The organism is Paenimyroides ceti (assembly GCF_030409925.1).
This window is the reverse complement of the sequence record NZ_JAUFQU010000001.1, coordinates 2,138,439-2,164,204: the sequence shown is the minus strand read 5'-3', so window position 1 is coordinate 2,164,204 and position 25,766 is coordinate 2,138,439. Positions and strand designations below refer to the sequence as shown.

Here is a 25,766-nt window from a genome sequence, read left to right as displayed (position 1 = left end):
CGAGTAAATCAAGTTCATTAAAATACAGAAAACTAAAAATATTATTAGGGCGATTAGCTCAGCTGGTTCAGAGCACCTCGTTTACACCGAGGGGGTCGGGGGTTCGAACCCCTCATCGCCCACAATTTTATTTTAATAAACCTAAAATATTTACTGTTGATTAGCTCAGCTGATTCAGAGCATTCCGATTTTCATCGTAAGTGATCGGGATTCGAGTAAATCAAGTTCATTAAAATACAGAAAACTAAAAATATTATTAGGCGATTAGCTCAGCTGGTTCAGAGCATTCCGATTTTTATCGGAAGTTGTCGGGATTCGAGCTCATCCTATCTAAGTTCATTAAAATACAGGAAACTAAAAATATTATTAGGGCGATTAGCTCAGCTGGTTCAGAGCACCTCGTTTACACCGAGGGGGTCGGGGGTTCGAACCCCTCATCGCCCACAAAATTTAAAAACTCCAAATTTCTTTGATTTTGGAGTTTTTTGCTTTATATAGATTCTATGGCTTTTATTGTTTACATCTTATTTAGCGAAAGCAAAAATAAATTCTATGTAGGGTTTACTTCTAATTTAGAGGAAAGACTTGTCCGACATAATCAGAAAAGTAAAGGTTTTACGGGAAAATGTAAACGATTGGCAAATAGTTTATACCGAACACTACTCAACCAAGGAACTTGCCCATAAAAGAGAGCTCCAGATTAAATCATGGAAAAGCAGGATTAAAATTCAAGAGTTAATCAATAATAAAGAGTAGAAGAGATGATTCAGAGCATTCCGATTTTCATCGGAAGAGGTCGGGGGTTAAACCCCTCATCGCCTACAAAATTTAAAAACTCCAAATTTCTTTAATTTTGGAGTTTTTTGCTTTATATAGATTTTATGACTTTTATTGTTTACATCTTATTTAGCGAAAGCAAAAATAAATTCTATGTAGGGTTTACTTCTAATTGAGATGAAAGACTTGTTCGACATAATCAGAAAAGTAAAGGTTTGTCGGACGTGATATTGGTATATAAGACTAATATACAAAATTAGCTCATACGAACGCGGATTAGCCTTTAGCATTTTTAAAATGGCTGCAACTATTGTAACTGCATTTCTATTTCGAAATCGCTATATTATTTGTTCGAAAAGACATATCTAACTTTTAACTTTAGTACTTGAATATTGGCAATTTTCTAGCGGCCAATCCAGTCGTTCGCTTGTCATGGTTATATTACGAATATTCAGGTTTCTTAGCGTATAAATTTTTCTTCTTCTTGTTTGTGTGGCCTTTAACTTATCCAGTTCAGGAATCAAAAATGGTCAAGGTCAACGTACTCTTCATTGGAATTGGAGTCAAACAGTTTAATTAGTTTTTCGCACTTTTGCTTGCAGGCTTGTTTAATAATGGTAAGGTGGTGTTTTGTATATACAAGTGATTAATATGAATGCTGGATGGATAAGAATGAGCGTCTTCAAATTTATTTTTTTCTTCTTTTAGTTTTGAAAGTGGGATTCTTTCTTCCTCTATTTTTAAAAAGTTGTATTAGCTGATTTTTATTTTGTAATAGTCCTTTGTCTTTTTCTTCTTGAAATATTTCTGCTTTTAGGGAGTATATAATTTCATTATTTTTTGTTGACTTGAGTGATAAACGACTTTCCGATAGGTCTTTGTTTAATGTGATATATTGAATTTCCAGTTCGTTACTGTAGTTTAAATCCATACTTTTTATTATTCCCAAAATATCACTATCAGCGTTAGGATATGAGTTTTCGACATAGATGTAATCTCCCAATTGAATCGCTAATGCCTCACATTTCTCCCTGATAATCATCTCTTTTTTTATTACGGTATTTTCTTTGCTTTTTATCAGGTTAAGGATTGCAGCAGGTTTTAGGGTAGAGTATGAGTCAGCTATATGGTTGGTTGTTTTTTCTTTAAGGGTTGAAATATCAATCTGGATATTATCGATTACGTCTGTATAATAACCAACGGAAAATGGTATGTCATTTTCCAGGACAAATCTCCTGATGTCTGATACATTGCCTCCGCCAGCATTATGGAGTTCTTCATCTGTCACTACATTTTCTCTACTTGTTAATTCTTTGACAGCAGCGTTAATCAAATCCTTGTGATAATGACGATCAAAATCAAATTCTCTGTTAGTAACTTTCAGGTATTCTTTTTTAAATGGAAGTTTGTTGTCTTCATTGGAATACCTGGATAGCCTCAAGAAATGTGATATATAGTTAAAGAAAGGCTCTTGTTCTAAAGGAGTTATTTTTAAAACACAATCAGGGGGAAGTATATTCTTTATAAATCCCTCAAAGATATGTTGGGCAAACTGATAATGATAAATAAAGGACTTCACCACTTCGATATCTATATGGTAATCTCTTTGAGATTTGTAAATGAAAGATACAAATTTGCTTCCTGTTGCATTTTGAGAATTGTAGAAAAATTGGTTGGCATTTCTTTTATCTTCATCGGAAAAACTTTTATAATCAATAAAATCAACGTCTATATAGAATCGACATGCATGATTTGAAAAAGCTTCGGCGAGCCCAAAGTAAACCGATATTTTTTCAATTTTATCTTTTAACTGCACTATACCGCAGCAATGCCTGTTTAGGTAAGAGGTGAATTCGGAATCAATATAATCGTTATGCCACATTATTTTTATGTTTTAAAATTCATAAGTTCTAATAAAAAATACAGGGGTGTCCCAATCTTCATCATTGCCAAGAGAAACAGATTCCCATTCTTCACCGCTATCAAATTCCAGTTCGCAATATTCCTGGTAACAGATTTCCGCATCGAATATTTGCATCATTGTGATAACTGCAATGGGGTAAAGGGCTACATTATCTATTTTACAGGCTAAATCTATAATATCACCAATATCATCATAGCATTCCATGTAAACCTGAAACTGTCGCCATGATTTTTCTTTCATTTCATCAAGATGTGCTGTTTTCCCAACTGTTTCTTTCACTTTTTGGTATTCAGTAGTCCAATATTTTTCCCATTCATTAAGCATTTCTGGCAGGAAAACATGTTTTTCAATACCGGCATCAATATAAATTTCGCTCCATATGCTTTCGTTGGTCATGGTATATATCTCTTCGTAAGATCGCTGTTCAATTATAGATTTCAGGAAGGCAGTTTTTCCTTCGTAAGTATCTATTTCATAGACCTCCTTATCTGTATGAAAGTGCATTAGTCCGCCAACAGCTTCGGCTGTATAATTTCCTTTTTTAAGATTGCTGTATTTTTCAAATGCTAAAAGGAAATCATTATATTTTGGCAAGCCATTTTTCTCATTTTCAAAGTCAAACATTTTCCGGGCAATTCCTTCAATGCCTGAATCGTCAAGATATGTAGCTGCTTCGTTTTTTAGTATAGTCAAAATATTCTCTTTTCCTTCTGACTTTAGTTCATGATATCTGTTGGTGAGATATTTTTTGAAGTTCAACAATGTAAAATAATAAACATCTTCATGCTTTACTTCTTCCTTTTTAGCATTCCATTCTTTTGGGTCAATGGTGTGCTCCAGACTGAACGTTACTCTTTCTGCTCCATCATTAATACGGCAATATAAGTTTTTCTTTCTGCCCTCGTTTAAGTAGTATGCTATTTTCATATAAATGTGTGTAAAATAATAATCATTAATATTTGTATAGCCCTGTTTATTTAGTTGTATATGAAAAAATATTATATGAAATAAATTAAGTAACAGATATCTTATTCTCAATATACCTATACAACTGCCCAGATGGAGTTGTAGCGTTTTGTGATAGTATTTCTTTACAGCCGAATAGAATAAAAACATCTTTTGCACGAGATACGGCTACATTCAGCATGTTGACTCCTCTGTCGTAGAAATAGCTTTTGCCTAAATCGTTGGTGCCATAGGTGGAGGAGAACAGGACTACGGGACGTTCTGCTCCTTGTAGGGCATGTACGGTACCTATGGTCAATCCTGAGAGGTTGATTCCTGCACGGCGTAATGTGAGGGCCAGCTCGTGTTTTTGTCCCGTAAAGGGGGTGATTATGCCTACTATGTCTGCGAGGCGAAGCGTCTTTTGCGATCTTTTTTCTTTTGCTGCGGTGCTGTTTTCTATGTCCTGATAATGGTTAAGTAATTGCTGCTGATTGGTGAGTATCCATTGGGCTATGGCGGTGGCTTCTTCTGTATTTGCCCGACTGCTACCGCCCCTGATTACGGAGATGCCGCTGACTGCATGAAATTGCATTGGGGCAAACGGGCTGTTTTTTGCCGAACCTTTTTTGGGTTCCAACAGGCCATGATAGGCCAGGCGGTTGCAATATTCAATGATTTCATCAAAACAGCGTCGGTGTTCGGTGAGCATCATGCCGCGTTCCATTTCGGGATATAATTGATATGGGGTGGTTTTCTGGGCGAGTTGCATTATGCTACAGGCGCTGCTGAGAAAACCTTTGCTCTGCAGATCGGCTATTGATTTCTGGTCATCAACGTTGGTTATTACTTTGTATCGATGCAGGTTGGCATGGTCTACTTTGGCGGGGACATTCCATACGGGTTCTATTTGTAATGTGTCGCCTACTACCAAGGCTTTTTTGGCTAATGCAAATGTGGCTGCGCCTACTTCTGGCGAAACTTGCCCGGCTTCGTCTACGATTAGCAGGTCTATGTAGTCCAGCAGGGGTGGTGTATCCCAGACGCTTCCTGTTTCTGTGTTTCTGACAAGTTTTGAGTAGGAAAAGAATTTGGGTGCCATGAAGAATGTGGAAACAAAGCAGGGGCTCAGCATGGCAAAGCGTTGCCAGCGTTTGCGGGCATCTCTTTCTCCGTTTTTGTACACCCTATCTTCCAGTATGAGGTCTTTGGTGGCCATGATCCAGCGTCCTTCCCAATAGTGGATGGCGAGGTAAAACAGGTCGTGTTTTAATCCCATTTCCAACTCATCATAGAAGTAGGTTTCTTTTTTGTGTTCGGCCATTTTAAATCCTTCGTCGTCTATGGGTGGATTGGATGTAATGTTGTTGTTTTGTTTCCAGTTTTTCCAGGCTTGTGAAAGCTTTTTGATTTGCTGGATTACTTGCAGTTTTTCATCAAAAAAATGGTGGAAGGAGCTGATTTTATAAAAGTTTACGGTGTCATAGTTTACCAAACAATCACGGAATAGTTGTTTTAGTCGGATGGCTCTTTTTTCTTTTACGAAACGTAGGAATGAAAAGAGTTTTATCCAGAATGATTCCTGATCCAGATAGTCGCTGAGTTTTCGCTCTATGTCTTTAATGTTTGTTTCTATCTGGTCAAGTGTCTTTTCGTCTAATTTTTGTCCTGAGAATAAACTGCTGGTGGTTGTGGCACCTAATTTTTGAAGGAGTACGGGTATTGTTTTGTATTGTTGCCACAATTTGATGCCTTCCTGAAGCTCTTTTTGTTTCTGTTGTAGTGTGGCTTGTAGTTGTTTGGTGATGTTCGATACAGTCAGTCCTTCCTGCTGGAGGTAACGTTGCGATTTTTCAATATAGGTTTGCTCTGCAATGTCCAGATAGTTATAATTTTCTTTATCTGTATGTGCTCCGCTCAATCTGCCTTCTACACGTTTTAGATGGGGTATGTCTCCTGATACTATTTTGCTTTGTGCAGGCAGGTAGAGGCCAAAGCCTTTTAGATTTGGCAACCAGCGTTCATACAACAGCCCTGGTTTTTGGGTTACGCTGAAAAAACTGTCTATGATATTGGTTACTGCCTGATTGTTCGTAGAACAGGCTACGATTACGGCGGGGTCATGTCCTTTTACGGCACTTTGTACTACTTCGTTTGCTACTATGCTTTGGAGGAGGGTTGTCTTTCCAGTTCCAGGTGGGCCATTTACGGCTAGTACTTCTCCTTTTTGTAGGGTTTGGAAATGGTAAAGCGATTTTCTCTGTGAGATGGAGAGGGGATAGGTATGCGCCATCTGGCCAAGGTGGGTGGCAGATGTGTCTTCAAAGTGGTTGGTGGTTAATAGGGATTTTAGTTGTGTGTTGGATCTGTCTGCCAGTTTTTCCAATAAGGACGGTACTTTTTTTTCACGGATGAGGTAGTCGTATAGTCTGATGATGCCATCTGCTGCGGCTGTAAGGTTTTCATGGGCGACTATGGTGTTTGAGAAACTGACGGTATGATTTTCTGAAACATATTCCTGTAGTTGTATTCCGGTAATCCGTTGGAAACAGTCTTGAATATAGGTCCAATATTCAGCCCATTTTTCTTCGCCTGCAAAGGGTCTGGCAAATGCGTTGTCTATTTTGTCTACGTCTGAAAAAATAAAGTTTACGGCTTCATTTACCTGTGGTTCCAGATGTGTACGTGGTATGTAGGGGAAGGTGTCTTCATCGGGTTTTAAAAATCCGCTTCTGTTGAGCAGGGCTCTGATCCAGAACGGATAGCTGATGCCTGTTTCTCCCGAGTATTTGGTGTATTCGGGATCGGGGCTTACTCTGAATGGGGTTATCAGGATGCTGGTCTCTTCTAATTTTTCCCAATCGGGATCATTTTGGTTTGACCGCCCTTTTGCTTCGTTTTGTTTTTTCTCCACGGCATCGAGTAATATTGTTGCAGCTGCTGAAGGTACATGGCCTTTGGCATAGTCAATAGGCAGATTGTGCAGGTGTATGGTTTTGTCTACCTTTATTTCTACCCGTGAGCCATCGGCCAGGGTATTGCGCCAGTATTCTAATAATTGTATTTGATCTTTGTGTGCCATTGTTTTCTAAAAAGAAATTACTTTATTCCAAACCATTTTAAGATTTCATTACCTATGTCATGATTTAGTTTGTTTGTGTCTGGTAAAAAAATGGATAGTTGGGCAATACCGCATTTGTGATGCTCAGTTTTGCCAGCAATGGGATTGAATTCTGCAAATCCGTCAAATTTTGAATGAATTGCCGGATAAAGGAGCATTGCATCTGTTGATGACCAATAGTCATTGTAGGCATACATTTGTCTGAGGTCTTGAATGGAGGGGTTTGAACCGGATATATTCTTCCATTTGGTGTCTATAATAAAATATTTCTGGTTTTCATCTCCTGATTTTTTCTCAATTACTATATCAGGCTTGTTTTTATTTGTTTTCCAAAAAGGTTTCCCCCATTGATGGTGTATAATCAGGTTTTTATTTGCGGCAGCAGTTTTTAGCTTTGCTAATATGTATTGTTCCCACAGCATGTTCATATCAAACAAGAGGGCCAACATATTTTCATTTCCGTTTTTTATGTTGGGTGCATATTGCAGTATAATGAATTTAGCGATTTCCAGAGCTGTGCTGTATGGTGCTGCTTTCCTGTTTTCTTTTAGTTTGTTAAATGTGTCAGGTGTAACCGTAATACGAGAAACTTCTGGAAAAGATGCCTTTACTGTTTTGCAAAGACTATAGATATAACTGTTTTTAGAAAAGTGTTCAATTATATCCAGTGCTTTGCTGATGATTTGGTGTATATGGTGGTCTGTGCCGTATACTTGATGTGTGGTGTAAAAACGTTCTTTATGAACTGCATTTCTGCTGAGGTGTCCGGCAAATTCCAGTTTTCCTTTTAATGCTTTTACATTGGCTGTTTGCTGATAATATTGTTTGATAAGCCCGCCATGAATTAAGGCTTTAACTTCGTTGAGATACCATTCAAAATAAATGTCGAGCAGATGTCTGTTTTGTTTTTCGACATTTGCATTGTCTGTATTTTGGACCTTGATTTTTCGAGCCACACGCAGCATGTCTATCAACACTTCCTGCCATAGATTTGTGTCGGTAGAGGCTTTGTCTATTTTAGGTAATATTTCTATTGTTAGCCCTTCTACTTGTATGACACCTACATATTGTTTGAAATAAATACTTCCGGGTAATGGGCGGAAATATTTGTCATTATGCAGTTCATTTAGCTTAAAGAGTGCATCATAGTGTTTTTTACTAAATAGCACACCATCATATTGACGGCCAATGATGAGTTTGTTGTGCTCAAAAACCTGTATCCTGTTTTTCAACCTGGTCATTTATACGGTTTTTATTTTAAGTGCTTCGATAGCACCTACTATGTTATTTTCGTTCAGTTCCGGAAATACATATTTAGGTTTGTCCGCATAGCCTGGGTATGGGTTGTTTCCTGCAAATTCTATGTTGCTGTTTTCATTGATACGGATAAATCCATCGCCAAGTACAAGGTTTATTTTTTCGTAATCGCCATAAAAATATTCTTGTAATAGTGGAATGATGCAGTTTTTGAATGTGTGCGCCAGAGCTGCTTTGTCCTTAACCTTGAGAAAGTAGGAGTGTCCTATGGTATGGTCTCTGTCCAATAGGGCTTCGATTCTGTCATTGATGGTTTCCAGCAGCAAGCCCAGATTGATTCCTTCTATGTCTGTTTTATCAATACGGCTATAGTCGGGTATGATTTCTACAAAGCTGAACCTGCGGCGGAGTGCCGTATCCAGCGCTTCTACGCTACGGTCTGCCGTATTCATGGTGCCAATGATGTAGATATTGGCAGGTACGCCAAAATCATTTTTTGAATAGGGTAGTTTTAATTTGATTTCTTCAGTAGCTCCTATGCGTTTATCGGGTTCAAGTAATGTGATTAGTTCTCCAAATATAGCCGATACATTACCACGGTTTATTTCGTCGATTATTAGTACATGGTTTTTATCGGGCGATTCAGAAACAGTATTGTATTTAATGAGGCCGTATTTTTCATACAGATGGTTTACAATACCTCTGATATAGCTCGGGTTATAAATTCCTTCTATTGATTCTGTCTGATAGAATTTCAGCAGATTTTCTATACTTGCTGGGTAGTTGGGGTTGTCATTCGTTGATTCGTGCGGGTTTATCCTGAATGTTACTCCTCCAAGATAGGATACATCAAATTTACTCCTGTTTGTATGTATGGTAAAGGGTTGATTGTTTGTAACGTCGTCTTTGAACCGTTTTAGTACTTCTTCAAAGTTAGAATTGCTTTTTATTCCTGCTTTTTCACATAGCAGTTTGAACAGGCCTGGTTGTGTGCTGTATACGACATCGTTGTTTAATGTTTCAGGTTTTATGCCTTCTACAAAATCTTCATAGCTCATGCTTTGATGAAAGGTAGTAAATACTATCTGCCCTGTTTCAGTAAGTCGTTTGTATTCGTCTGTGATTTTTTTGCGCTGCTCTTCGTCTGTCAACGTCTTATCGAATTTAAAATCCGGATTGGCAATTTTTATGGCCAATTCTTTGGTAGCATAGGTTTTACCGGTGCCGGGAGGACCATAAAGGATTTGATTTAGGGGATGTTTTTTATCGGTAGGAGTAGTGTTCATAGTTGTTATTGTGTTTGTTTCGGGATTATTTCTTACATCGACATTATAGTATTTACTAAAAAGGATGTCATTGGCTTCCTGCAAATTGAAGATTTGCTTGATTGTTGTATTTGCACTGGGAAGCCATGCTTTTTTGTGCTTTACAAGGTCTAAAGTGTTAGGCTGTACAGGTTGGGCTATGATTTCTATTTTTCTCCCTTTGTAGCCTTCGTCTAGATCATTTTTTATGTCTGATGGCAATTCTATAACATCGCTCGTGATTTTGGCAATACAGCCTAGTTTGTCTTTTCCATAGGTTATGTATACGTAATCGCCTATTCCCAAAGTGTTTTTAAATAGTTGTGCCTGACTTTTTCCCGTGTTTTCATGCATGGAAATTAAATTTTCTTTTTCGAGCCTTTCTACTATATTGACTTTGTAGTATCTGGGAGTTTTATAGAATACGCCCATTGAAAATTTGAATATGCGGTGTCCGTTCAGATTAATAAATGTTTTTCCTTTTTCACGAACTTCAAACCCCAGCTTGGTCAAATAGTCATTGGTTGGAGGTCCCCCACCATTAGGCCAGTCTAATGAGCCATCGTATTGTTTACGGGCATACCGCATTATTTCTTTGGGTGGGTATGGTTTGCCATTTACGATAACTTCCCAACGTGTGCCTGTGGTTAGGTTTATGTTTTCCTGATCGATTTCGTGTACGGCCGAGAGTATGTGTTCTTTGGTAATGTCTGAAGGTTTGAATTTCATTAATTATTCTTTTAAAAGGTTTGAACAATTGTTTAGGGTATAATTTTTTTGGTACAAAGCAAGCAGTATCAGCCCATCCTCCCGATTTGGAATGAGCTGATAGTAGCGTGGTTTTGCTTCGGAGTAGAGATCGAGTTCTTTCATGGTGAAGATAATGTCTATTTTATTATACAAAGCTTTTCTCGGATTTTTTATTTATAACTATTGAAATTTTACATTCATTGTTTTTATCTTTTTGAGATACCAATATTAATAAGGACGTAGGGTTAAAATCCGTTAATTAATCTTTCTTCCGTAAACGGTGATTTTTATATTAGGAATGATGTGAAGTGTAATTCCTTTACCTAAACTTATGCTGAAGCTGGCTTTGTCTACTACTTTTCCATTCGAATCATAAAATTTTCCAGAGGAAGAATAGGCTACTTTACCATTGTCATGATACGCTATTCCTGATGAGCTATATGCTGTCTTACCATTCGCATGATATACCGTGCCAGATGAAGATAGAGCGGTTTTGCCATTATCATGATAAGCGATGCCCGAAGAACTGTAAGCCGTCTTGCCATTCGCATGATATGCTATGCCAGAGGAAGAGAAAGCAGTTTTACCATTGTCATGATAAGCTACGCCAGAATCGCTCCATTTTGTCTTTTTGTTGTCGTGATATGTTGCCATTTTTTATTTTTTAATTAATTGAATAGAAGCTTCCAATGCTTCATAGTGTAAAGTTTTTTTATGATTTATTACAATTGACTTGTTATCCTGGATTAAAAATAAATCTTGGATCCTTTATTTCATTTAAAGCAACCCACTCAGCAAATTTTTCATTCAGAATTTCAGAAAAAGGTTTATCGAATGGTTCTTCGTTACATTCACAATCAATGAGATCGTCCAACACCTTCTCTACTGATTTTTTAATTTCATTATTATCTTTAACTTTTTGATACATTAACCAAGGTTTATCTTTTGATGTACCAGAAAGATAATTGCCTTGTTCATCCAATTCAATTTTGTCATGAGCAACTTCAAATGTTGAAATTGAAGTTCTATGTACAACACGTATCCCTTGTTCTCTTGCAGTTTGAATTTCCTTGTAGATATTTTGATTACCAGTCCAAACATTATTGACGTGACCTTTTTTGTTCTTAGGGTAATCTGAATCATGCAATACTGAAAAGTTTACTTTAAAGTGTGCCAGCATTTTAATCAACGGAACCATAGTAAATTTTCCTCTAGCTCTGATAAGTATTGGCTTGTAATTGATGTGATATTTTTCGTTTTCCATCCGCATCACTTTGTCAAAAGCCGCATACTCTGTATCGCCTTCAACTATTATTGGGTATTGGCCAAAAAACATTTCAGAAAGGTTCTGATCAAAACTATTCAATAATTTCAAATTGTCAATTTCATCCTCTGTAAAGGTTATTTCGTCTGATCTGTATGTACTCGGATTTGGATTTCCTTTATTTCTTGATAATCGAACTATTGTTGTATGATCTTCAAATGGATTAATAAAAAGAGGACTATGAGTCGTAAGCATAACCTGCCAAGATGGATCATTAGCTAGTTCATATAGGTATTTTGATGCTGCTCTGATACCGTTAGGATGAAGTGCTATCTCTGGTTCGTCAATTAATAGCATGTAACCTGGTAGCGATATCTCTCCATCTCTTTCGTCCATCGCTTTTTCTACTTCAATTTCTTTAGCCTGCTGTAATTCTTTTGATTTGTCATCAATAGCTGCTTGTTTGGTTTCTCTAGTTGCATCTGTTTTTGCTCTATCTCTTTCTCCCTCTAATTTTTTAATATCTTTCTCAAGTGCTTTTAATTTCTTTTCATTATCGACTTTAAAACTCTTCACCGCCTGTAGTCTTGAACGAACTTGTAATAATGACCAAAACAATGCTCGTTGAGAACCGCTTCCTTGCTGATCCCAATCTATATTTTCTTCAAATTCCCGTATGCTTAATTTAGACCCTTTAATTAATGCATCGAGAGGGTCAACTTTCAAGTCTGACATTCCTATATTTAAATCAACAGAAAGATTTGGGAAGATTTTGTTATGGCTATTAGTCATTCTTTGACTGATTTTTTCAATAATCTCTTTATGTTCTTCCACTGGCTTTTGAGCATGCTCAGTAAATATTTCTAATGCTTTGCTTAATTCAGATTCTTTATTATCTAAATGTGAACGTAGATTCTCCGCAATAGGATCAACTATAAGTTTTAGTAGGTTCTTTAATTCTACTTGTGGATTCTCTAATGCACCTATTCTAAAAGGAACAGGCAATCTGCTATTAAAAACACTATCTAACCCCGCAGCATTGCCGTCCTCTGAATAGCTCTCTAATTCGGGGTCATATGTTTTTCTTGTCTTAGAACCATTTTTATCCCATTCCCATCTGCTTTTTACAACTAATAAATCTCCTTGCTTCTCTTTCCACTTCTCAGCTATATTAGCCGTTCCTTCGGGTATATGGACAGAGATTTCCACATATGTATTTTCTTCTTTGGATTTTTTACAATAGTCCTTATCATATGAGTATATCTGAGTACCAACAGCTAATTCATAAGCTCTTAATATAGTTGATTTTCCTGTGTTGTTATCACCAACAAGACATAAAATATTATCAAGACTAACCGTTAAACCTTCGTTGCCAATACATCCAAGATTTCCAATAGATATTTTTAATAATTTTGATCTCATATTAATCGTATAAATTTTTCACATATCGGTTAATGTAACTATTCAAACCGCTGCCACTTCGGGCTAATCCTTTCATGGTTTCTACATGGCTACTTCCAGCTTTTCTGTAGCTATAAGTATAGGTGCGGGATGTTCCTGAAAATTTTACTTTAATGTAATCAGCTCCTATTTCATAAGCGGATACTCCTGAATCTCCTCTTGTATTTCTATATCTTTCCATTGTTTTTAGTTTTTATAATTCAACATAAATTTCTGACATTCCTTTATCGTCTCTTTGATAACCAGGGCGTGGTCCGTCAAAATGGTCTTCGGTAACTGTGATATCGTCGGCTTTACTAAGGTCATACATTCTCCAACCAAATTTTCCTGTAGAGCTATATCCATCAATTTGAAATGCACGTAGCCCTTCGTTCCCTGCTGTTGTTTCTCCATAGCAATGGGGTTCAACAACTCTTAATTCTTCATCATAGTAAAATTCTATTACTTTCTGATTTTCAATTGCTTCAATAATTTTTTTGTTCATGATTTTGTTTTTTATTTAAATGGTTACTTATAATTGATTGTTGGTGTGTACTCTGCGTGAGGGATAGTAGCGTAAAGCCCGCAGCGTAGCGAGGACTTGTAGCGGATAGCCCGACCCGAAGGGGCACGCCCATATACATAATATATCAATGTTGTTTTCATACGCTTATTACTTCTACTTTACTCTTCCCGCTCTGCTGCTTACTCACCTTAATCTGCACAGGAATCCTTTCCGTCATTTCCTGTACGTGGGAGATGACGCCTACTTTGCGGCCCTGATTGTGCAGCCTTTCCAGGGCATCCATGGCGATATTGAGCGTGGTGGGGTCTAACGAGCCAAAGCCTTCGTCAATAAAGAGGGATTCTACTTTCATACGGCTGGAGGATAGGGAGGCGAGGCCGAGGGCGAGGGCAAGCGACACGAGGAATGATTCTCCGCCCGAAAGGGAGTAAACCGTACGCACTTCATCGCCCATGTCCTGATCGACGACCTGCAGGCCAAGTGATGCGGGGATGCGCTCGATTTTGTAGCGGCTGGTGAGTGCCTGTAAATGGATGTTGGCATAGCCCAACAATACGTCGAGGGTGTATTCTTGTGCAATCTGGCGGAACTTTTTACCGTCGGCCGAGCCTATGATTTCGTTGAGTTTGCTCCAGTTTTCTGTAATGGCGGCTTGTGCTGCGATGGTTTTTAGCAGGTCGCCTATTTTGTTTTTATTGGCTTCGTTTTGTTGCAGTTGGTAGTGGTTTTGTCCTTTTTTATGCTTTTTTTGTTCTGCTTCTGATTTTGCGACGGTGTGAAGGGTGTTGAGTTCCTCAAGTGACCGTTCGGATAAACGATTTTGTTTGTGGGAGTCGAAGGTTTGTTTGCGTTCTGCAAGGATGTTGCTGGCTTTGGCTACTTCTTCTTCAATGGTTTGTAGTGCTGTTTGTTCGGTAGTGATCCATTCGTTGCTATGGGTTAATAGTTGGTGTAATGCGTCAATGTTCAGCGATTGGTTGTTTTTTTGGTTGTATTGGTTGAGCCAGTCCTGCATTTTTTGCAATGCATTTTGGACCTCGGTTTCTAAGGTTGTTAGTGTGTTTGTTAGTTCTTCTTTTTGGGTATGGGCTTTGGTGCTGTGTATGTTGAGTTGCTGCTGATTTTCTTTTAGTTGTTCGAGCTGTTGCTGGGCCTGGGTTTGGGCTTGTTTTAGGTTTGCTTCGACTGCATCAGCGGGTTGTCCTTCGAACAGGGTATTGCGCTGTTGGATGAGGTTTTGATGGATGTTGTGTTGCGCCAGGTGGGCTTCTGCTTTTTTGCTGACTTCGGTGGTCAGGTTTTTGGCCTGGTTTTCAAGCTGTTTTAGTGTTGCTTCGATTGCTGCTTTTTGGTGTGTGTGTTGCTCTAGTTTTAGGGTGTTTTCTTTCCACTGGCGGGCAAAGGTGTCTATATGTTGTATGAATGGGGCTGGGGCTGCTTTCCAGTTTTCCATCCAGTCGGGTGCGGTAAAATAGGGTGTGAGGTGCTGTTCTACACTGCTGAGGTCGGCGGTAGCTTTGTTTTGTTCTTTTGTGTTGCTGTTTTGCTGTTCGTGATGGACGGATAGTTTGTTTTGTATGTCTTTTATTTGGCTGGCAAGGTTGTCTGTGTTGTCTTTGAGCTGGTCTAGTTGGTTTTTTGCGGTTTCCAGTTGTTGCTTTTTGTGGGTATAAGTCTGTATTTGTGCCAGCAAATCGGCTTGTTTGGATTTAAGGGCTTGTAATTTTTCTTGTATCCAGTCTGCTTTTTTTGCATCGGCTACGGCCTGGCTTTCTTGAGCACTATCACATTGTTGCCATGCTTGTTTTTTGGTTGCTAATGCTAATTGTTTTGCTTTAATGTCTTCACTCTGGCGCTGGATGGTTTGCTGCAGGGTGTTGCTTTCTTGTTCTAAGGTATTGTGCTGGCTATGGCTTGCGAGATAGTTTTGTTCTTTTTCCTGATAGGATTTTTCGAGTTGTGCCAGTACGTTTTCTAATTGCGGATTATGCAGGGTATAGGGGTGGCTGATGCTGCCGCATACGGGGCATGGTTCGTCGTGAATTAATGTTTGTCTGAGGGTTTCTACATTTTCTGCGGATGCGAGGCGTGCTTGCTGCAGGAGCTGGTAGGCGGTGTCTTTTTGCGCCTTTTCCAGAGGGAGTTGCTGGGCTATTTTTTGTAGGGCTTGTTGTTTTGTTTGATGATCTGCCTGGTCTTTTAGTTGTTTTTGGTTTAGGGTTTCTAATTCTGTGAGGGCATTATAAAGCAGTTGCCAATGGGCTTGTGCCTGTATGGTGTTTTCTACCTGACGGTCTGTTTCGGTTTTATCGAGGTTTAGGGTTTCGATAGGGGTTAATAGCAGTTCTTTGGACTGGATGTCGTAGTTTTTCTTTACTTTTTCGAGGGTTTCCAGTTGTTGTTTCCACTGGTTTTCGAGGTTTGTTTTTTGGGCTTCGCTGGTCTGGATTTTGTCTTGTAATTGGGCCAGATTTGTAGCCGTGGTTTGCAGGGTTTCTAAAAGTTTTTGGGCATCCTGTAGTTTGGACAGGATGAGGTCTTTGTTTTCGGCAATCGGACTACGGTCTGCGTGTTCTGTTTTCCAGTTGGTAATGGTTTTTATTTGGGTAACAAGGTTGTTGAATTCTTGTTGTTTGGCGGTTAGTTCTGCTTGCTGTTTTTGGTTTGCCTGGGTAGCGTTTTCGGCTTCTTCTTTGAGTTTTTGTACTTGTTCTTTTTTTTCTTCTAAGAGGGTGTCGAGTTTTCTTGCCTGCTCTAATAGGGGGAGGGCATCGGTAAGGGTTTTGTTTTTTTCTGAAAGATGGTTTTGTGCCTGTTCTAATTGTTTTTCGAGATTTTGTTTTTGTTCTTGTTGGGTGGCTAGGGTTGCTTTTAGTGCTGTAAGGGCTGCTGTTTTGTCGGTATGTTGCTGTTGGGCATGTTTGAGGGCATCTGCCCAGCTTCTGGTTTGCTGTGCTTGTTGTATGGTTTGCAGTTTTTGTTTGCGTGGCGAGGCTAGTATTTTAGCTTCGGTGGCTTGTTGTAGTGCTGTTTGGGCTTCGTGGTGGCTGGTTTGCAGTTTGGAGAGCTGTTGGTGCCAGTTGATTTCTGCGGTTAGTTTTTCGATGTCTTTTTCGAGATTTTTGATTTCAGTTTCGAGGGTTTGTTGTTCGTCTGACAGGGTTTTTAGTTCGTCATCGGTAAGGGTAATGATGCCTTCTTTGCGCAGATTGAGTTCGCGTAGCAGGAGGTCTTCTGCTTTGTATTTTTCGTAAATCTTTTTGGATATTTCGGAATAGATGTGGGTTCCTGTCAGCTTTTCGAGCAGGGATGATTTTTCGTCTCTGTTGGCTTTCATAAAGGCCGTAAAGTCGCCTTGGGCTAATAGTACGGAGCGGGTGAATTGTTCGAAGTTGAGGCCGACAAGGCGTGCTATTTCGTTTAGGGTTTCTGGTTTTCTGCCTGGTATGTCGGTGTTGGTGTTGATGTTTTTTAGGGAGACGTTGTCGGATTGCATGTTGCCATCGGCCATATTGCGGGCTCGTCTTACGCTCCATGTGGCTCGGTAGTGTTGTGTGTCTGTGCCTACAAAATCTACTTCGGCGTATCCGTCAGCCGTTCCGTCACGGAGGATACTGCGGACATCTCCCTGGTTTAGGGTGCTGCCTTGTACGTCACGGATTTCTATTCCTATTTCTTTTGCCTGCAGGTATCGGGGTGTTTTGCTGTAAAGGGCAAGGCAAAGGGCGTCTAATATGGTGGATTTGCCTGCGCCTGTGGCACCGGTAATGGCAAATATTCCTGCGGAGCATAGTGGTTCGGCCGTAAAGTCGATTTCGGTGGTGCCTTCGAGTGAAGCGAGGTTTTTGATACGTATGGCTAGTATTTTCATTTTATTCGGCTGCTTGATTTATTTCCTGTTCTACTTGCTGAAAAAGCTGCAGGATTTCGGTGGGTACTTCGCTATTGTATCTGGATTGGTATGTTTTGCCGAATACGTCGACGGGTTGCAGTTCGTTGAGTTTTTCGGGTGTGATAAATTCTGGCGCTTCTTGTGTGGAAGCGGGATATTTTACATCGATTTTGGCTAGTTTGACTTTTTTGCCTGCGAGTGCGGTTTCTATTTTATGGCGCAAGGCGGGTTCGGGTCCTTCGAGCAGTACGCGTACTTCGAGGTAAGGGGTTGTTTCTGGTGTTGAATCTTTCTTGGGCAGTTGTTCTAATAGCGCTATGACTTCATGTAATGGCTGATGGCTTAGGGGAACTCTTTGCAGGGGTACAAATAGCGGGATTTCTACGCTTTGGAGATTGCTGATTTCCTGATCGAGTTCGAAGATGATGACCTGATGTTTGTAATTGAGTTCTGAAAAGGACATGGGTAACGGGCTGCCTGAGTAGCGGATGTGTTCTTTGCCGCCTATTTTCTGGGCTTTGTGGATGTGCCCGAGGGCTACGTATTTGATGTCGGGATGGAAGGCGGTGGCGGGTATGCATTCTACTCCTCCCATGATGAGGCGCTCGGTTTTGTCGAGGTCGGTTATTTCGGCATGATGGGTGTGCAGGTGTCCCATGGCGATGATGGTTTGTCCGTCTTGTTTTTTCTGTTCGGCATGTTTGTATGTTTCGTTGTATAATGCCGTTACGCCTTCTGTGTAGGGGTTGGCACTGTCTGGCAGGGCTGGATAGTCACCCATGCGCAGGAATGGTATGGCAAGGCAGTGTATTTTGATGTTTCCAGCTGTGTCGTGTATGGGTATGATTAGTTTTTCGTAATCAATGTTGCCTTCTGGGTCTTTTTCAACGAGTCCTATGATGTGGACGTTGGAGGATTGCAGCAATGGTTTTGGTGCTTCGAGTCGTGAGGCGGAATCGTGATTGCCTGCCGTTATGATGATTTGTAAACTGGGATTTGCTGTTGTGGCCTGGTTCAGGAAGGTGTAGAACATTCTGATGGATTGGGCGGATGGATTGGATATGTCGAATATGTCTCCGCTGACGAGCAGGACATCAATTTGTTTGGTTTGTAATAGCTGTACGAGCCAGTTTAGGAATTGCTGGTGTTCGTAGCTGCGGTCGTATTCGTGAAATAGCTGGCCTATGTGCCAGTCTGCTGTATGGAGGATTTTCATAATTTCTTGTTTGGCATGGTTTTTTATTTTTAAATATGCAGGATAAAATAAATCCGCGGCCTCAAGATAAAAAGTTAATACAAAGTGGTATGTTCTTTATTTTGATATAAAGAAGGAGTTTGTAGTGTGCTTTTTACTGTATATCTGTAAGTTTGAGATATACTTTGTGGGGGATTTAATTTAAATCTAGCTTGTTTATTTAGAGCAATTTAGTAATTATTTATTAAAAGTTAGAATAGTTTTTTAACATGATTTTATTTTCTTCTTTTTAGTGTCGGATTATGCTTAAAGTTTTGTTTAAAATCCGAATGTAGGGTTATTGAGGATTGTGTTTTTACGGGAATCCGTAATTTGGTGGGAATTTTTTGGATTAGGAATGCATATCATATGCTTGGTGTGTTAAGTGTTTCAATATCAAAATTATTACCGTTGACCAAACAATTGATTTTGATGTGCCGGAAAGTATAGTTATTTTGGAAGAATAAAAATCAATGCTATAAAAGATGAGGATACTCAGTTGTAGAAGATATTAATATCTATCAATCTTATGAAGCTCAGGACTTCGTTGGAAAGAGGCACATTGCCAGCTTATTTACGCCTTTGGAAATAAGCATATCCCAAAGAAATTTCGAGCCTGTTCAAATTGATCCGGTTATAAGAAAAATAATAGTCCATGAATGTATAGTCAAAAACAGAACAGATAAACCATTAAAAATTAAAGGTAAAAGTGATAGTATGATTTCAAAATCTTTTTCAACAAGAAAAGTTTCAATTAATCAGGTTCTAAAAATAATAAAAGGAAGTGTTATAAGTGTTAATGAAGATGAAGCGGTTTTTATCTTGGATTTTCTATATATGTTGGCAAACTCTTTCAAGAAAGATGAAAGTGTTTATAAGGTACTATATGGAAACGTTAAAGAAACTTCGAACCCCTCATCGTCCACAAAATTTAAAAACTCCAAATTCCCTTGATTTTAGAGTTTTTACTTTATATAGATTCTATGACTTTTATTGTTTACATCTCATAAATCCTGTAGATTTAAATTTTATAGGATTTAATATTTTTAAATTATCTAAATTTTTGGCAATGGAGTTCAATATTAGTTTAGTATTGTTAGATTTAGAAAAAAGTATTAAAGAAAATTTAAAAGAAGTCCTACTAAACTTTAAAAAACAATAGAATTAAATTACATTCAATATTTTTGAAATATGCCAACAGTTGATTTTTTTAAAGAGAAAGCTAAAATGCCTCAATTTCTTTTAGTAGTATTTATATTGGAATTTTTTTTAGTATTAATATTGGGAAATTTGGATAAATATGAAATGATATATCTGACTTTATTCAACGTTTTTTTTTGTGGTATCATTTTCTTTAGTTCGTTTTCTCTACAACTTAATAAATTTGGTGTTTCCTATTCTTTTTTATTGATTAGGAATAAAATTCCATGGCATGAAATTAAATATATTGAATTAAAAAATACCCTTATGGACGATTTTCCATTGGGTTATGGAGTTCGATATTCAAGGAAATTAGGATGGGCGTATGTTTTTGGTTCAGATACTGCTCTGTATATAGAATTAAAAAACCAGAAGAGATATGTTTTAAACGTGAAAAATAAAGAGCATTTAATCTGTTTTATAAAAGAAAATAGATTGACAGAGTTTTTTATTAATATATGATAGCATTAACTTATCTTTTCTGTTACAGATTAAATTTATATAAGTAGCTTATCCATTCAAATACATAATTTATAGTATAGTAAGGAAAATGGGACTTCCATTTTTTTTAAAATTAATTTTTATTATATCTGCCCAATAATTACCTTTAGCTCCAAATCAATTATTTCATGAAAAAAATAACACTTTTTGCCTTTTTACTGGCAAGTCCCTTAGTATTTTCTCAACGAAATTTAACTATACAGGAGGCTACTTCTGGTGCTTACACCTCTTTTGCTCCAAAACAATTTGTAGCTCCTCAATTCAGGGGAGAGAATGCTATTACTTATCTGGAAAGTACATATCAGAATCTGGTACAAAGATCGAAAACGGATAAATGGAGTGAGAAAGCGTTGATGTCTAAAAATGACATCATTGAAGCTTTAAAAGAGAAAATAGCGGATGATGAATTTCAGTTATATATCTTTCCTTATGATTACACCTGGAAAACAGCTGATATAATAGCATTTAATGTTGAAGGCACTAAGCAAAAATATTATGTTGAGTTAGATGCTAATACCAAAAAAATCACCAAAGCAATTCCGTATAAAAGCCAAGGTAAAAATGAAACATTAACTTCAAAGGGGAATTATCTGGCATGGTTAGAGGATAATAATATATTCTTAACGGATGAAAATGGTAAAACAGTACAAATCACCAATGATAAGGAGGGTATTGTAAACGGAAGTGATTATACACACCGTCAGGAATTTGGTATTGATAAAGGAATGTGGTTCAGTGAAGATGGTAACAATTTGTTGTATTATCGAAAAGATGAATCAATGGTAACAGACTATCCTCTGATTGATTTTGCCAGCAGAGTAGCCGAAGTAAAGGATATTAAGTATCCAATGGCAGGTATGAAAAGTGAAGAAGTAACCTTGGTTGTATATAATATAGCTAACGGAAAAAAGGTAAGTTTACAAACAGGAGAACCAAAAGAACAATTTTTGACGATGGTTACCTGGGATCCTTCCAATGAATTTGTGTATGTTGGTGTACTAAACCGTGGTCAGGATCATTTAAAACTAAATAAATACAAGGCAGCAGACGGATCATTCGTAACAACTCTTTTTGAGCAAAAGTCAAAAACATATGTAGAGCCATCTCATCCGCTATTTTTTAATCCTAATAATCCGAAAGAATTTATTTATGTGACAGATATTGATGGATACCGTCAGATGTATTTGTATAACACATCGGGTAAATTGGTGAGAAAATTAGGATATAATCAGGTAGTATTTAAAGAATTGTCCGGATTTGACAAACAGCATGTTTACTATTTAGGAACAGCTAATAAAGGTTTGGACAAACAATTGTATCAGGTTAACCTTAAAAACGGTAAAACTCAGAAATTAACAGATGTTACCGGAACCCATACCGTTGCTTTTAATGACAGCAAAACAGCTTTTTACGATCAGTATAGCAATACAGCTGTACCAAGAGTTGTAAATATAGTGGATGTAAAGAGCAGAAAAAAAGAAGAATTATTAAAAGCCGAAAATCCGTATGAAGGAAAAGTAACTTTACCTAAAATGGAGATGGTAACAATTAAGTCAGCGGATGGAAAGACAGATCTTAACGGACGCCTGATTTACCCTTCTGATTTTGATGCTGCTAAAAAATATCCTGTAATGGTATATGTATATGGAGGGCCGCATGCACAATTGGTAACCAATACGTGGTTGGGAGGAGCTTCTTTATTCGATTTTTATATGGCACAACAAGGTTTTGTAGTGTTTACATTAGATAACAGAGGAAGTGATAACAGAGGAAGAGATTTTGAACACATTGTACACCGTAAATTGGGTCAGGCAGAAATGGCAGATCAGATGAAAGGAATAGACTTTTTAAAATCAAAAAGTTTTGTTGATAAAGATAAAATCGGTGTATATGGTTGGTCTTTCGGAGGTTTTATGACTACTTCTCTTATGTTAAATCATCCGGAAACCTTTAAAGTAGGTGTAGCAGGTGGTCCGGTAATCGACTGGAAATGGTATGAAGTTATGTATGGAGAGCGTTATATGGATACTCCTGAAGAGAATCCTGAAGGCTATAAGCTTACAAGTACATTAGATAAAGTAAGTAATCTTCAGGGACGTTTGCTGATGATACACGGAGCACAAGATCCAGTAGTGGTGCAACAACACAGTATGGAGTTTATTGAAGCCTGTATTAAGGCTGGTAAACAGGTAGATTACTTTCTGTATCCTACTCATGAACACAATGTATCGGGTAAAGACCGAATTCACTTAAATGCTAAGATTGCCGATTATTTTATGACGCATTTAAAAAAGTAGAACGTACTTAAATAATAATACATAAAAAGAGCCACTTGATTAAGTGGCTCTTTCTTTTTTATATGACTTAGATTAGAATTGCTCTCTTCCTGCAAAGTGGAAAGCAGCTTCAATTTCTGCATTTTCATCACTGTCAGATCCGTGAACAGCATTCTCACCAATTGATTTTGCATATTTTTTACGGATAGTTCCTTCAGCAGCATCAGCAGGATTTGTAGCTCCGATTAATGTTCTGAAATCTTCTACTGCGTTGTCTTTTTCTAAAATAGCAGCCACGATTGGTCCTCTTGACATGAATTCTACCAATTCTCCGTAAAAAGGTCTTTCTGCGTGAACAGCATAGAATTTTTGAGCGTCAGCTACAGTTAACTGTGTCAATTTTAAAGATACGATTCTGAAACCACCTTCAGTAATCATGTTTAATATTCCTCCGATATTACCAGCTTCTACAGCATCTGGTTTAATCATTGTAAAGGTTCTTTTACCTGCCATTGTATTTTAATTTATTTTTATGCAAAATTAGTGTTTTTATTTTAAAAGTTTAAAAAGTATTTTGGGCTAACTGATATTTTTATGCTCTTGAAACAGGCAATTTTTACTGCTCTTCTCCGAATTGTAACAGATAGCCATTATTGTCATAAATAGCAAATTCTTTCATATTCCATTCAAATAGTTCCAATTCATAGGCAACTCTTGTTTTGTCTTTTAACTCTTCCCAAAGGGTTTCAACCGTTTCCACTTCAAAATAAAACGATCCCGTAAATCCAATGTTGCGATAAGGAGTATGGTCATTTGGTTTTGCGATCATAATTTCGATACCATCTTTATTCAATGAAGCCCATTGCCATTCCTGATTTTGTTCTTGACACGTAAAACCTAATATTTTTGTGTAAAATATGATGGTTTCCTCAATGTCCTCTGTCCACAGTACAGGTGTTAATCGTTTAATGATCATATCGCATGATTTTTATGTTTTTTCAAATACAGATAAATGTAAATAAAACCTATCAAAATACCGTAAAAAACAGCCAGTAAGTAGCTGTTAAAAAGGAGATTGCTCAACATCAGAAAAGGTTTGTTCGATATATAATAGCCGGTGAGGGGTCTGTTTAAAGGTAAGATTTTGTCTGACAAATATACAATTACAAAAAATACATCCCAAAAAACATAGTATCGTAATAATGGATACTTGGATATTGAAAAGCCTAAAATGGCGATTTTAAACAAAGTAAAAAGTACCATAAACAAATAGGTTTTGATTACAACAGGTGTTGCAACCCCGCAATTGAAACCATATAAAAGGATTTCGTAATGATTAAAAAGAAGCAGCGATAAAAGATTAGCGACTAAGTTGTTTAGCAAAAAAAATACGAGACCTCCAATAATGAGTTTACTTATCCCTGTTATTAATTTCATTACTATATCAGAATATCACTTTCTAAATCAGACTTTTCAATCTCAAATTCAAATCCCAGTTTTGTAACGATTTCAATAACCAGTTTTTTATACCAATTTTCAGATTTTGGATGTATATATAATTTTTCAATCATGGTATGTACGTCAACCTGTATTTTTACGCCTTCGTTTACATTGATATCGAGAGGCGTTACGTCAGCAAGAATCCGTAATTCATTTTCATACTGAAAGCTCTTTCGCTTGAACAAAAAAGGGAAAAAATCATCGTCAAAAGGAATGTGTTCCTTTTTATAGTCGATATAATTTACTTCTCCGATATTTTGAGGGATACGTTCTTCAATAAGTGACTGTTTGAGTTTACCAATGGTTGACTGTATAGCCAAGCCTTCGTTATTTTTTGTAAAAACCTGCCACATAGCATAACTCTCGTAATAATTGGTGTGCCAACTGCTGATGACAATATTCTTTCTTTTAGATTTATAAGCATCCAGATATTCCGGATTGTCTTTTAATAATTTCTTGATTTCTTCATAGGTAGGTTCGCTAAAAGTACCCTCATACTGGTCTTCAAATTTATCAGAACGTGACATAAACATCTTTTCGGATAGCAATAAATCCAGAAATTTTGATAAATCCATATATTTCCATACCAAGGTATCGTCAGAAGGAATGTGAAGTTTATTATTTTGCTGAAACATGTTAAGATGTAATTTGTAATAACCGCATGGAAAGTTCTATATCATTTTCGGTGCCGGTATGCTTTTTAGGTTCATCAGATAATTTGACTACTCCCGTCCAGTGCGCATTTTCGGGTAATGCTTCCGTCATTTTGAGTACAATATTCATTGCAGGCAATCCCACATCATTGGTTAAATCTGTTCCGATTCCAAAAGACATTCCGATTTTATTCTTGCAATAATGCACAATACGTTCTACCTTATCATAATTCAATCCGTCTGAGAAAATGATGGTTTTAGTCATCGGATCGATTCCAAATTGCTTATAGTGTGCGATGGTTTTATCCGCAAACTCGATCGGATCACCACTGTCGTGTCTAACCCCATCAAATAATTTGGCAAATTTTTTATCAAACTGTTCAAAAAACTTTTCTGTTGTATAAGTGTCTGTAAGAGCGATTCCCAAATCTCCACGGTAAACATCTACCCAATGTTCCAATCCCATAACATTTGCCATTTTATAACCGTATTTTGCTGCGTGAAACATAAACCACTCATGTGCATGAGTTCCAATAGGCTTTACATGGTACTTCATTGCCAAATGCACATTGCTCGTACCTATAAACAAACCATTTCCATGTTCTTTAAGCGTATTCACAACTAAATCCTGTACAGCAAATGAATGTCTTCTCCGGGTACCAAATTCAGCGAGCTGTATGCCTAATTTTTTAAAATTATTCATCTTTGTACGTGTTGTGGCAATCACTTGTTCATCTGTATCTCTTGTGAGATTATTTTCTGTGTAATACAGTTCACAAATCAGCGCCATAATCGGAACTTCCCATAGAATGGTTCGGTACCAGTATCCTTCAATAGAAACTTGTAAATCATCTCCGTCTTGCTGAACAGTTACTTCATTAGGATCGAATCGATATCCCTGAAGAAAATCAAGATACGTAGGATCCAGATATGGGCAATGAATGCGTAGAAATTCTTTCTCTTTATAGTCAAGCCGCAGTTTGGCCATTTGATCAAGAGCTTCTTTCAGTCTTTCAGCAAAATGAGGTGGAAATTTATGTTTTCCACGATTGATAAACTGATAACGCGCTTTGGCATAAGGAAAAAGCTTTATAACCGCATGCTGCATGGTCAGTTTATAAAAATCATTATCCAGAATCGAAGGAAGTATAGGAATATTAGGATTCATTTATTTTCTATTTCATTTTATTAAATGTACAAAT

24 protein-coding genes, 2 tRNA genes and 1 pseudogene are annotated in these 25,766 nt (G+C 37.6%); 9 read left to right on the top strand and 18 right to left on the bottom strand.

The window, feature by feature from the left end:
* The first annotated feature begins 47 nt into the window (after positions 1–47).
* From QW060_RS10760 to QW060_RS10740, 5 genes and pseudogenes are all read left to right on the top strand, one after another.
* Positions 48–122: transfer RNA gene (locus tag QW060_RS10760), tRNA-Val, on the top strand.
* A 247-nt stretch (positions 123–369) separates the two neighbouring features.
* Positions 370–444: transfer RNA gene (locus QW060_RS10755), tRNA-Val, on the top strand.
* Between the two features lie 59 nt (positions 445–503).
* Positions 504–575: pseudogene (locus QW060_RS10750) on the top strand (GIY-YIG nuclease family protein); the annotation flags it as partial.
* A gap of 10 nt (positions 576–585) precedes the next feature.
* Positions 586–756, top strand: a complete 171-nt coding sequence (locus tag QW060_RS10745) for a GIY-YIG nuclease family protein (protein WP_290364799.1) — start codon at positions 586–588, stop codon at positions 754–756.
* Between the two features lie 448 nt (positions 757–1,204).
* Positions 1,205–1,357, top strand: a complete 153-nt coding sequence (locus QW060_RS10740) for a hypothetical protein (protein ID WP_290363582.1) — start codon at positions 1,205–1,207, stop codon at positions 1,355–1,357.
* Between the two features lie 108 nt (positions 1,358–1,465).
* Here QW060_RS10740 and QW060_RS10735 read toward each other — a convergent pair whose 3' ends face one another.
* The 4 genes from QW060_RS10735 to QW060_RS10720 all read right to left on the bottom strand — a co-directional run bounded on the left by QW060_RS10735 (position 1,466) and on the right by QW060_RS10720 (position 6,256).
* Positions 1,466–2,218: a hypothetical protein gene (locus QW060_RS10735; RefSeq protein ID WP_290363581.1), complete on the bottom strand. Its 753-nt coding sequence runs from the start codon at positions 2,216–2,218 to the stop codon at positions 1,466–1,468.
* A gap of 453 nt (positions 2,219–2,671) precedes the next feature.
* Complete coding sequence (locus QW060_RS10730; protein ID WP_290363580.1) at positions 2,672–3,628, bottom strand: hypothetical protein; 957 nt, start codon at positions 3,626–3,628, stop codon at positions 2,672–2,674.
* Positions 3,629–3,713: 85 nt separating this feature from the next.
* The gene (locus QW060_RS10725) at positions 3,714–6,032 is read right to left on the bottom strand and encodes an AAA domain-containing protein (protein ID WP_290363579.1); all 2,319 of its coding nucleotides are present in this window, start codon (positions 6,030–6,032) and stop codon (positions 3,714–3,716) included.
* A gap of 86 nt (positions 6,033–6,118) precedes the next feature.
* Positions 6,119–6,256 (bottom strand): hypothetical protein, encoded by a 138-nt coding sequence (locus QW060_RS10720; protein WP_290363578.1) that lies wholly within the window; start codon positions 6,254–6,256, stop codon positions 6,119–6,121.
* A gap of 158 nt (positions 6,257–6,414) precedes the next feature.
* Here QW060_RS10720 and QW060_RS10715 point away from each other — a divergent pair, with 158 nt between their 5' ends.
* On the top strand, positions 6,415–6,612 hold the full coding sequence (locus tag QW060_RS10715; RefSeq protein WP_290363577.1) for a hypothetical protein: 198 nt from the start codon (positions 6,415–6,417) through the stop codon (positions 6,610–6,612).
* Positions 6,613–6,745: 133 nt separating this feature from the next.
* Here the strand turns inward: QW060_RS10715 and QW060_RS10710 are convergent, their stop codons facing one another.
* From QW060_RS10710 to QW060_RS10670, 9 genes are all read right to left on the bottom strand, one after another.
* Complete coding sequence (locus tag QW060_RS10710; protein ID WP_290363576.1) at positions 6,746–8,008, bottom strand: McrC family protein; 1,263 nt, start codon at positions 8,006–8,008, stop codon at positions 6,746–6,748.
* On the bottom strand, positions 8,009–10,057 hold the full coding sequence (locus QW060_RS10705) for an McrB family protein (protein WP_290363575.1): 2,049 nt from the start codon (positions 10,055–10,057) through the stop codon (positions 8,009–8,011).
* Positions 10,058–10,060: 3 nt separating this feature from the next.
* Complete coding sequence (locus tag QW060_RS10700; protein WP_290363574.1) at positions 10,061–10,231, bottom strand: hypothetical protein; 171 nt, start codon at positions 10,229–10,231, stop codon at positions 10,061–10,063.
* A 102-nt stretch (positions 10,232–10,333) separates the two neighbouring features.
* Entirely contained in the window at positions 10,334–10,732 is a 399-nt protein-coding gene (locus QW060_RS10695; protein WP_290363573.1) for a hypothetical protein, read from the bottom strand.
* Positions 10,733–10,814: 82 nt separating this feature from the next.
* The gene (locus QW060_RS10690; RefSeq protein WP_290363572.1) at positions 10,815–12,764 is read right to left on the bottom strand and encodes an ATP-dependent nuclease; all 1,950 of its coding nucleotides are present in this window, start codon (positions 12,762–12,764) and stop codon (positions 10,815–10,817) included.
* A gap of 1 nt (position 12,765) precedes the next feature.
* A complete protein-coding gene (locus tag QW060_RS10685) occupies positions 12,766–12,984 on the bottom strand; it encodes a hypothetical protein (protein WP_290363571.1) in 219 nt (72 codons plus the stop codon).
* Positions 12,985–12,996: 12 nt separating this feature from the next.
* Positions 12,997–13,287 carry a WYL domain-containing protein gene (locus QW060_RS10680; RefSeq protein WP_290363570.1) on the bottom strand — a complete coding sequence of 97 codons (291 nt, stop codon included), beginning with the start codon at positions 13,285–13,287 and terminating at the stop codon, positions 12,997–12,999.
* Between the two features lie 157 nt (positions 13,288–13,444).
* Positions 13,445–17,179, bottom strand: coding sequence for an AAA family ATPase (locus tag QW060_RS10675; RefSeq protein WP_290363569.1), 3,735 nt, complete (start codon positions 17,177–17,179; stop codon positions 13,445–13,447).
* A 1-nt stretch (position 17,180) separates the two neighbouring features.
* Positions 17,181–18,416 (bottom strand): exonuclease SbcCD subunit D C-terminal domain-containing protein, encoded by a 1,236-nt coding sequence (locus QW060_RS10670; RefSeq protein WP_290363568.1) that lies wholly within the window; start codon positions 18,414–18,416, stop codon positions 17,181–17,183.
* Positions 18,417–19,320: 904 nt separating this feature from the next.
* Here QW060_RS10670 and QW060_RS10665 point away from each other — a divergent pair.
* From QW060_RS10665 to QW060_RS10655, 3 genes are all read left to right on the top strand, one after another.
* Positions 19,321–19,596 (top strand): hypothetical protein, encoded by a 276-nt coding sequence (locus QW060_RS10665; RefSeq protein WP_290363567.1) that lies wholly within the window; start codon positions 19,321–19,323, stop codon positions 19,594–19,596.
* A gap of 29 nt (positions 19,597–19,625) precedes the next feature.
* The gene (locus QW060_RS10660; protein WP_290363566.1) at positions 19,626–20,096 is read left to right on the top strand and encodes a hypothetical protein; all 471 of its coding nucleotides are present in this window, start codon (positions 19,626–19,628) and stop codon (positions 20,094–20,096) included.
* 167 nt (positions 20,097–20,263) lie between these two features.
* Positions 20,264–22,432, top strand: coding sequence for a S9 family peptidase (locus QW060_RS10655; protein ID WP_290363565.1), 2,169 nt, complete (start codon positions 20,264–20,266; stop codon positions 22,430–22,432).
* A gap of 72 nt (positions 22,433–22,504) precedes the next feature.
* Here QW060_RS10655 and QW060_RS10650 read toward each other — a convergent pair whose 3' ends face one another.
* The 5 genes from QW060_RS10650 to pncB all read right to left on the bottom strand — a co-directional run bounded on the left by QW060_RS10650 (position 22,505) and on the right by pncB (position 25,732).
* The gene (locus QW060_RS10650; RefSeq protein ID WP_290363564.1) at positions 22,505–22,924 is read right to left on the bottom strand and encodes a nucleoside-diphosphate kinase; all 420 of its coding nucleotides are present in this window, start codon (positions 22,922–22,924) and stop codon (positions 22,505–22,507) included.
* A gap of 103 nt (positions 22,925–23,027) precedes the next feature.
* A complete protein-coding gene (locus tag QW060_RS10645) occupies positions 23,028–23,387 on the bottom strand; it encodes a VOC family protein (protein ID WP_290363563.1) in 360 nt (119 codons plus the stop codon).
* Entirely contained in the window at positions 23,384–23,848 is a 465-nt protein-coding gene (locus tag QW060_RS10640; protein WP_290363562.1) for a hypothetical protein, read from the bottom strand. The genes QW060_RS10645 and QW060_RS10640 overlap by 4 nt, the downstream gene beginning before the upstream one ends.
* A 2-nt stretch (positions 23,849–23,850) precedes the next feature.
* Positions 23,851–24,546: a DUF2971 domain-containing protein gene (locus QW060_RS10635; RefSeq protein WP_290363561.1), complete on the bottom strand. Its 696-nt coding sequence runs from the start codon at positions 24,544–24,546 to the stop codon at positions 23,851–23,853.
* 1 nt (position 24,547) lies between these two features.
* Positions 24,548–25,732 (bottom strand): nicotinate phosphoribosyltransferase, encoded by a 1,185-nt coding sequence (gene pncB / locus QW060_RS10630; RefSeq protein WP_290363560.1) that lies wholly within the window; start codon positions 25,730–25,732, stop codon positions 24,548–24,550.
* Positions 25,733–25,766: the final 34 nt, after the last annotated feature.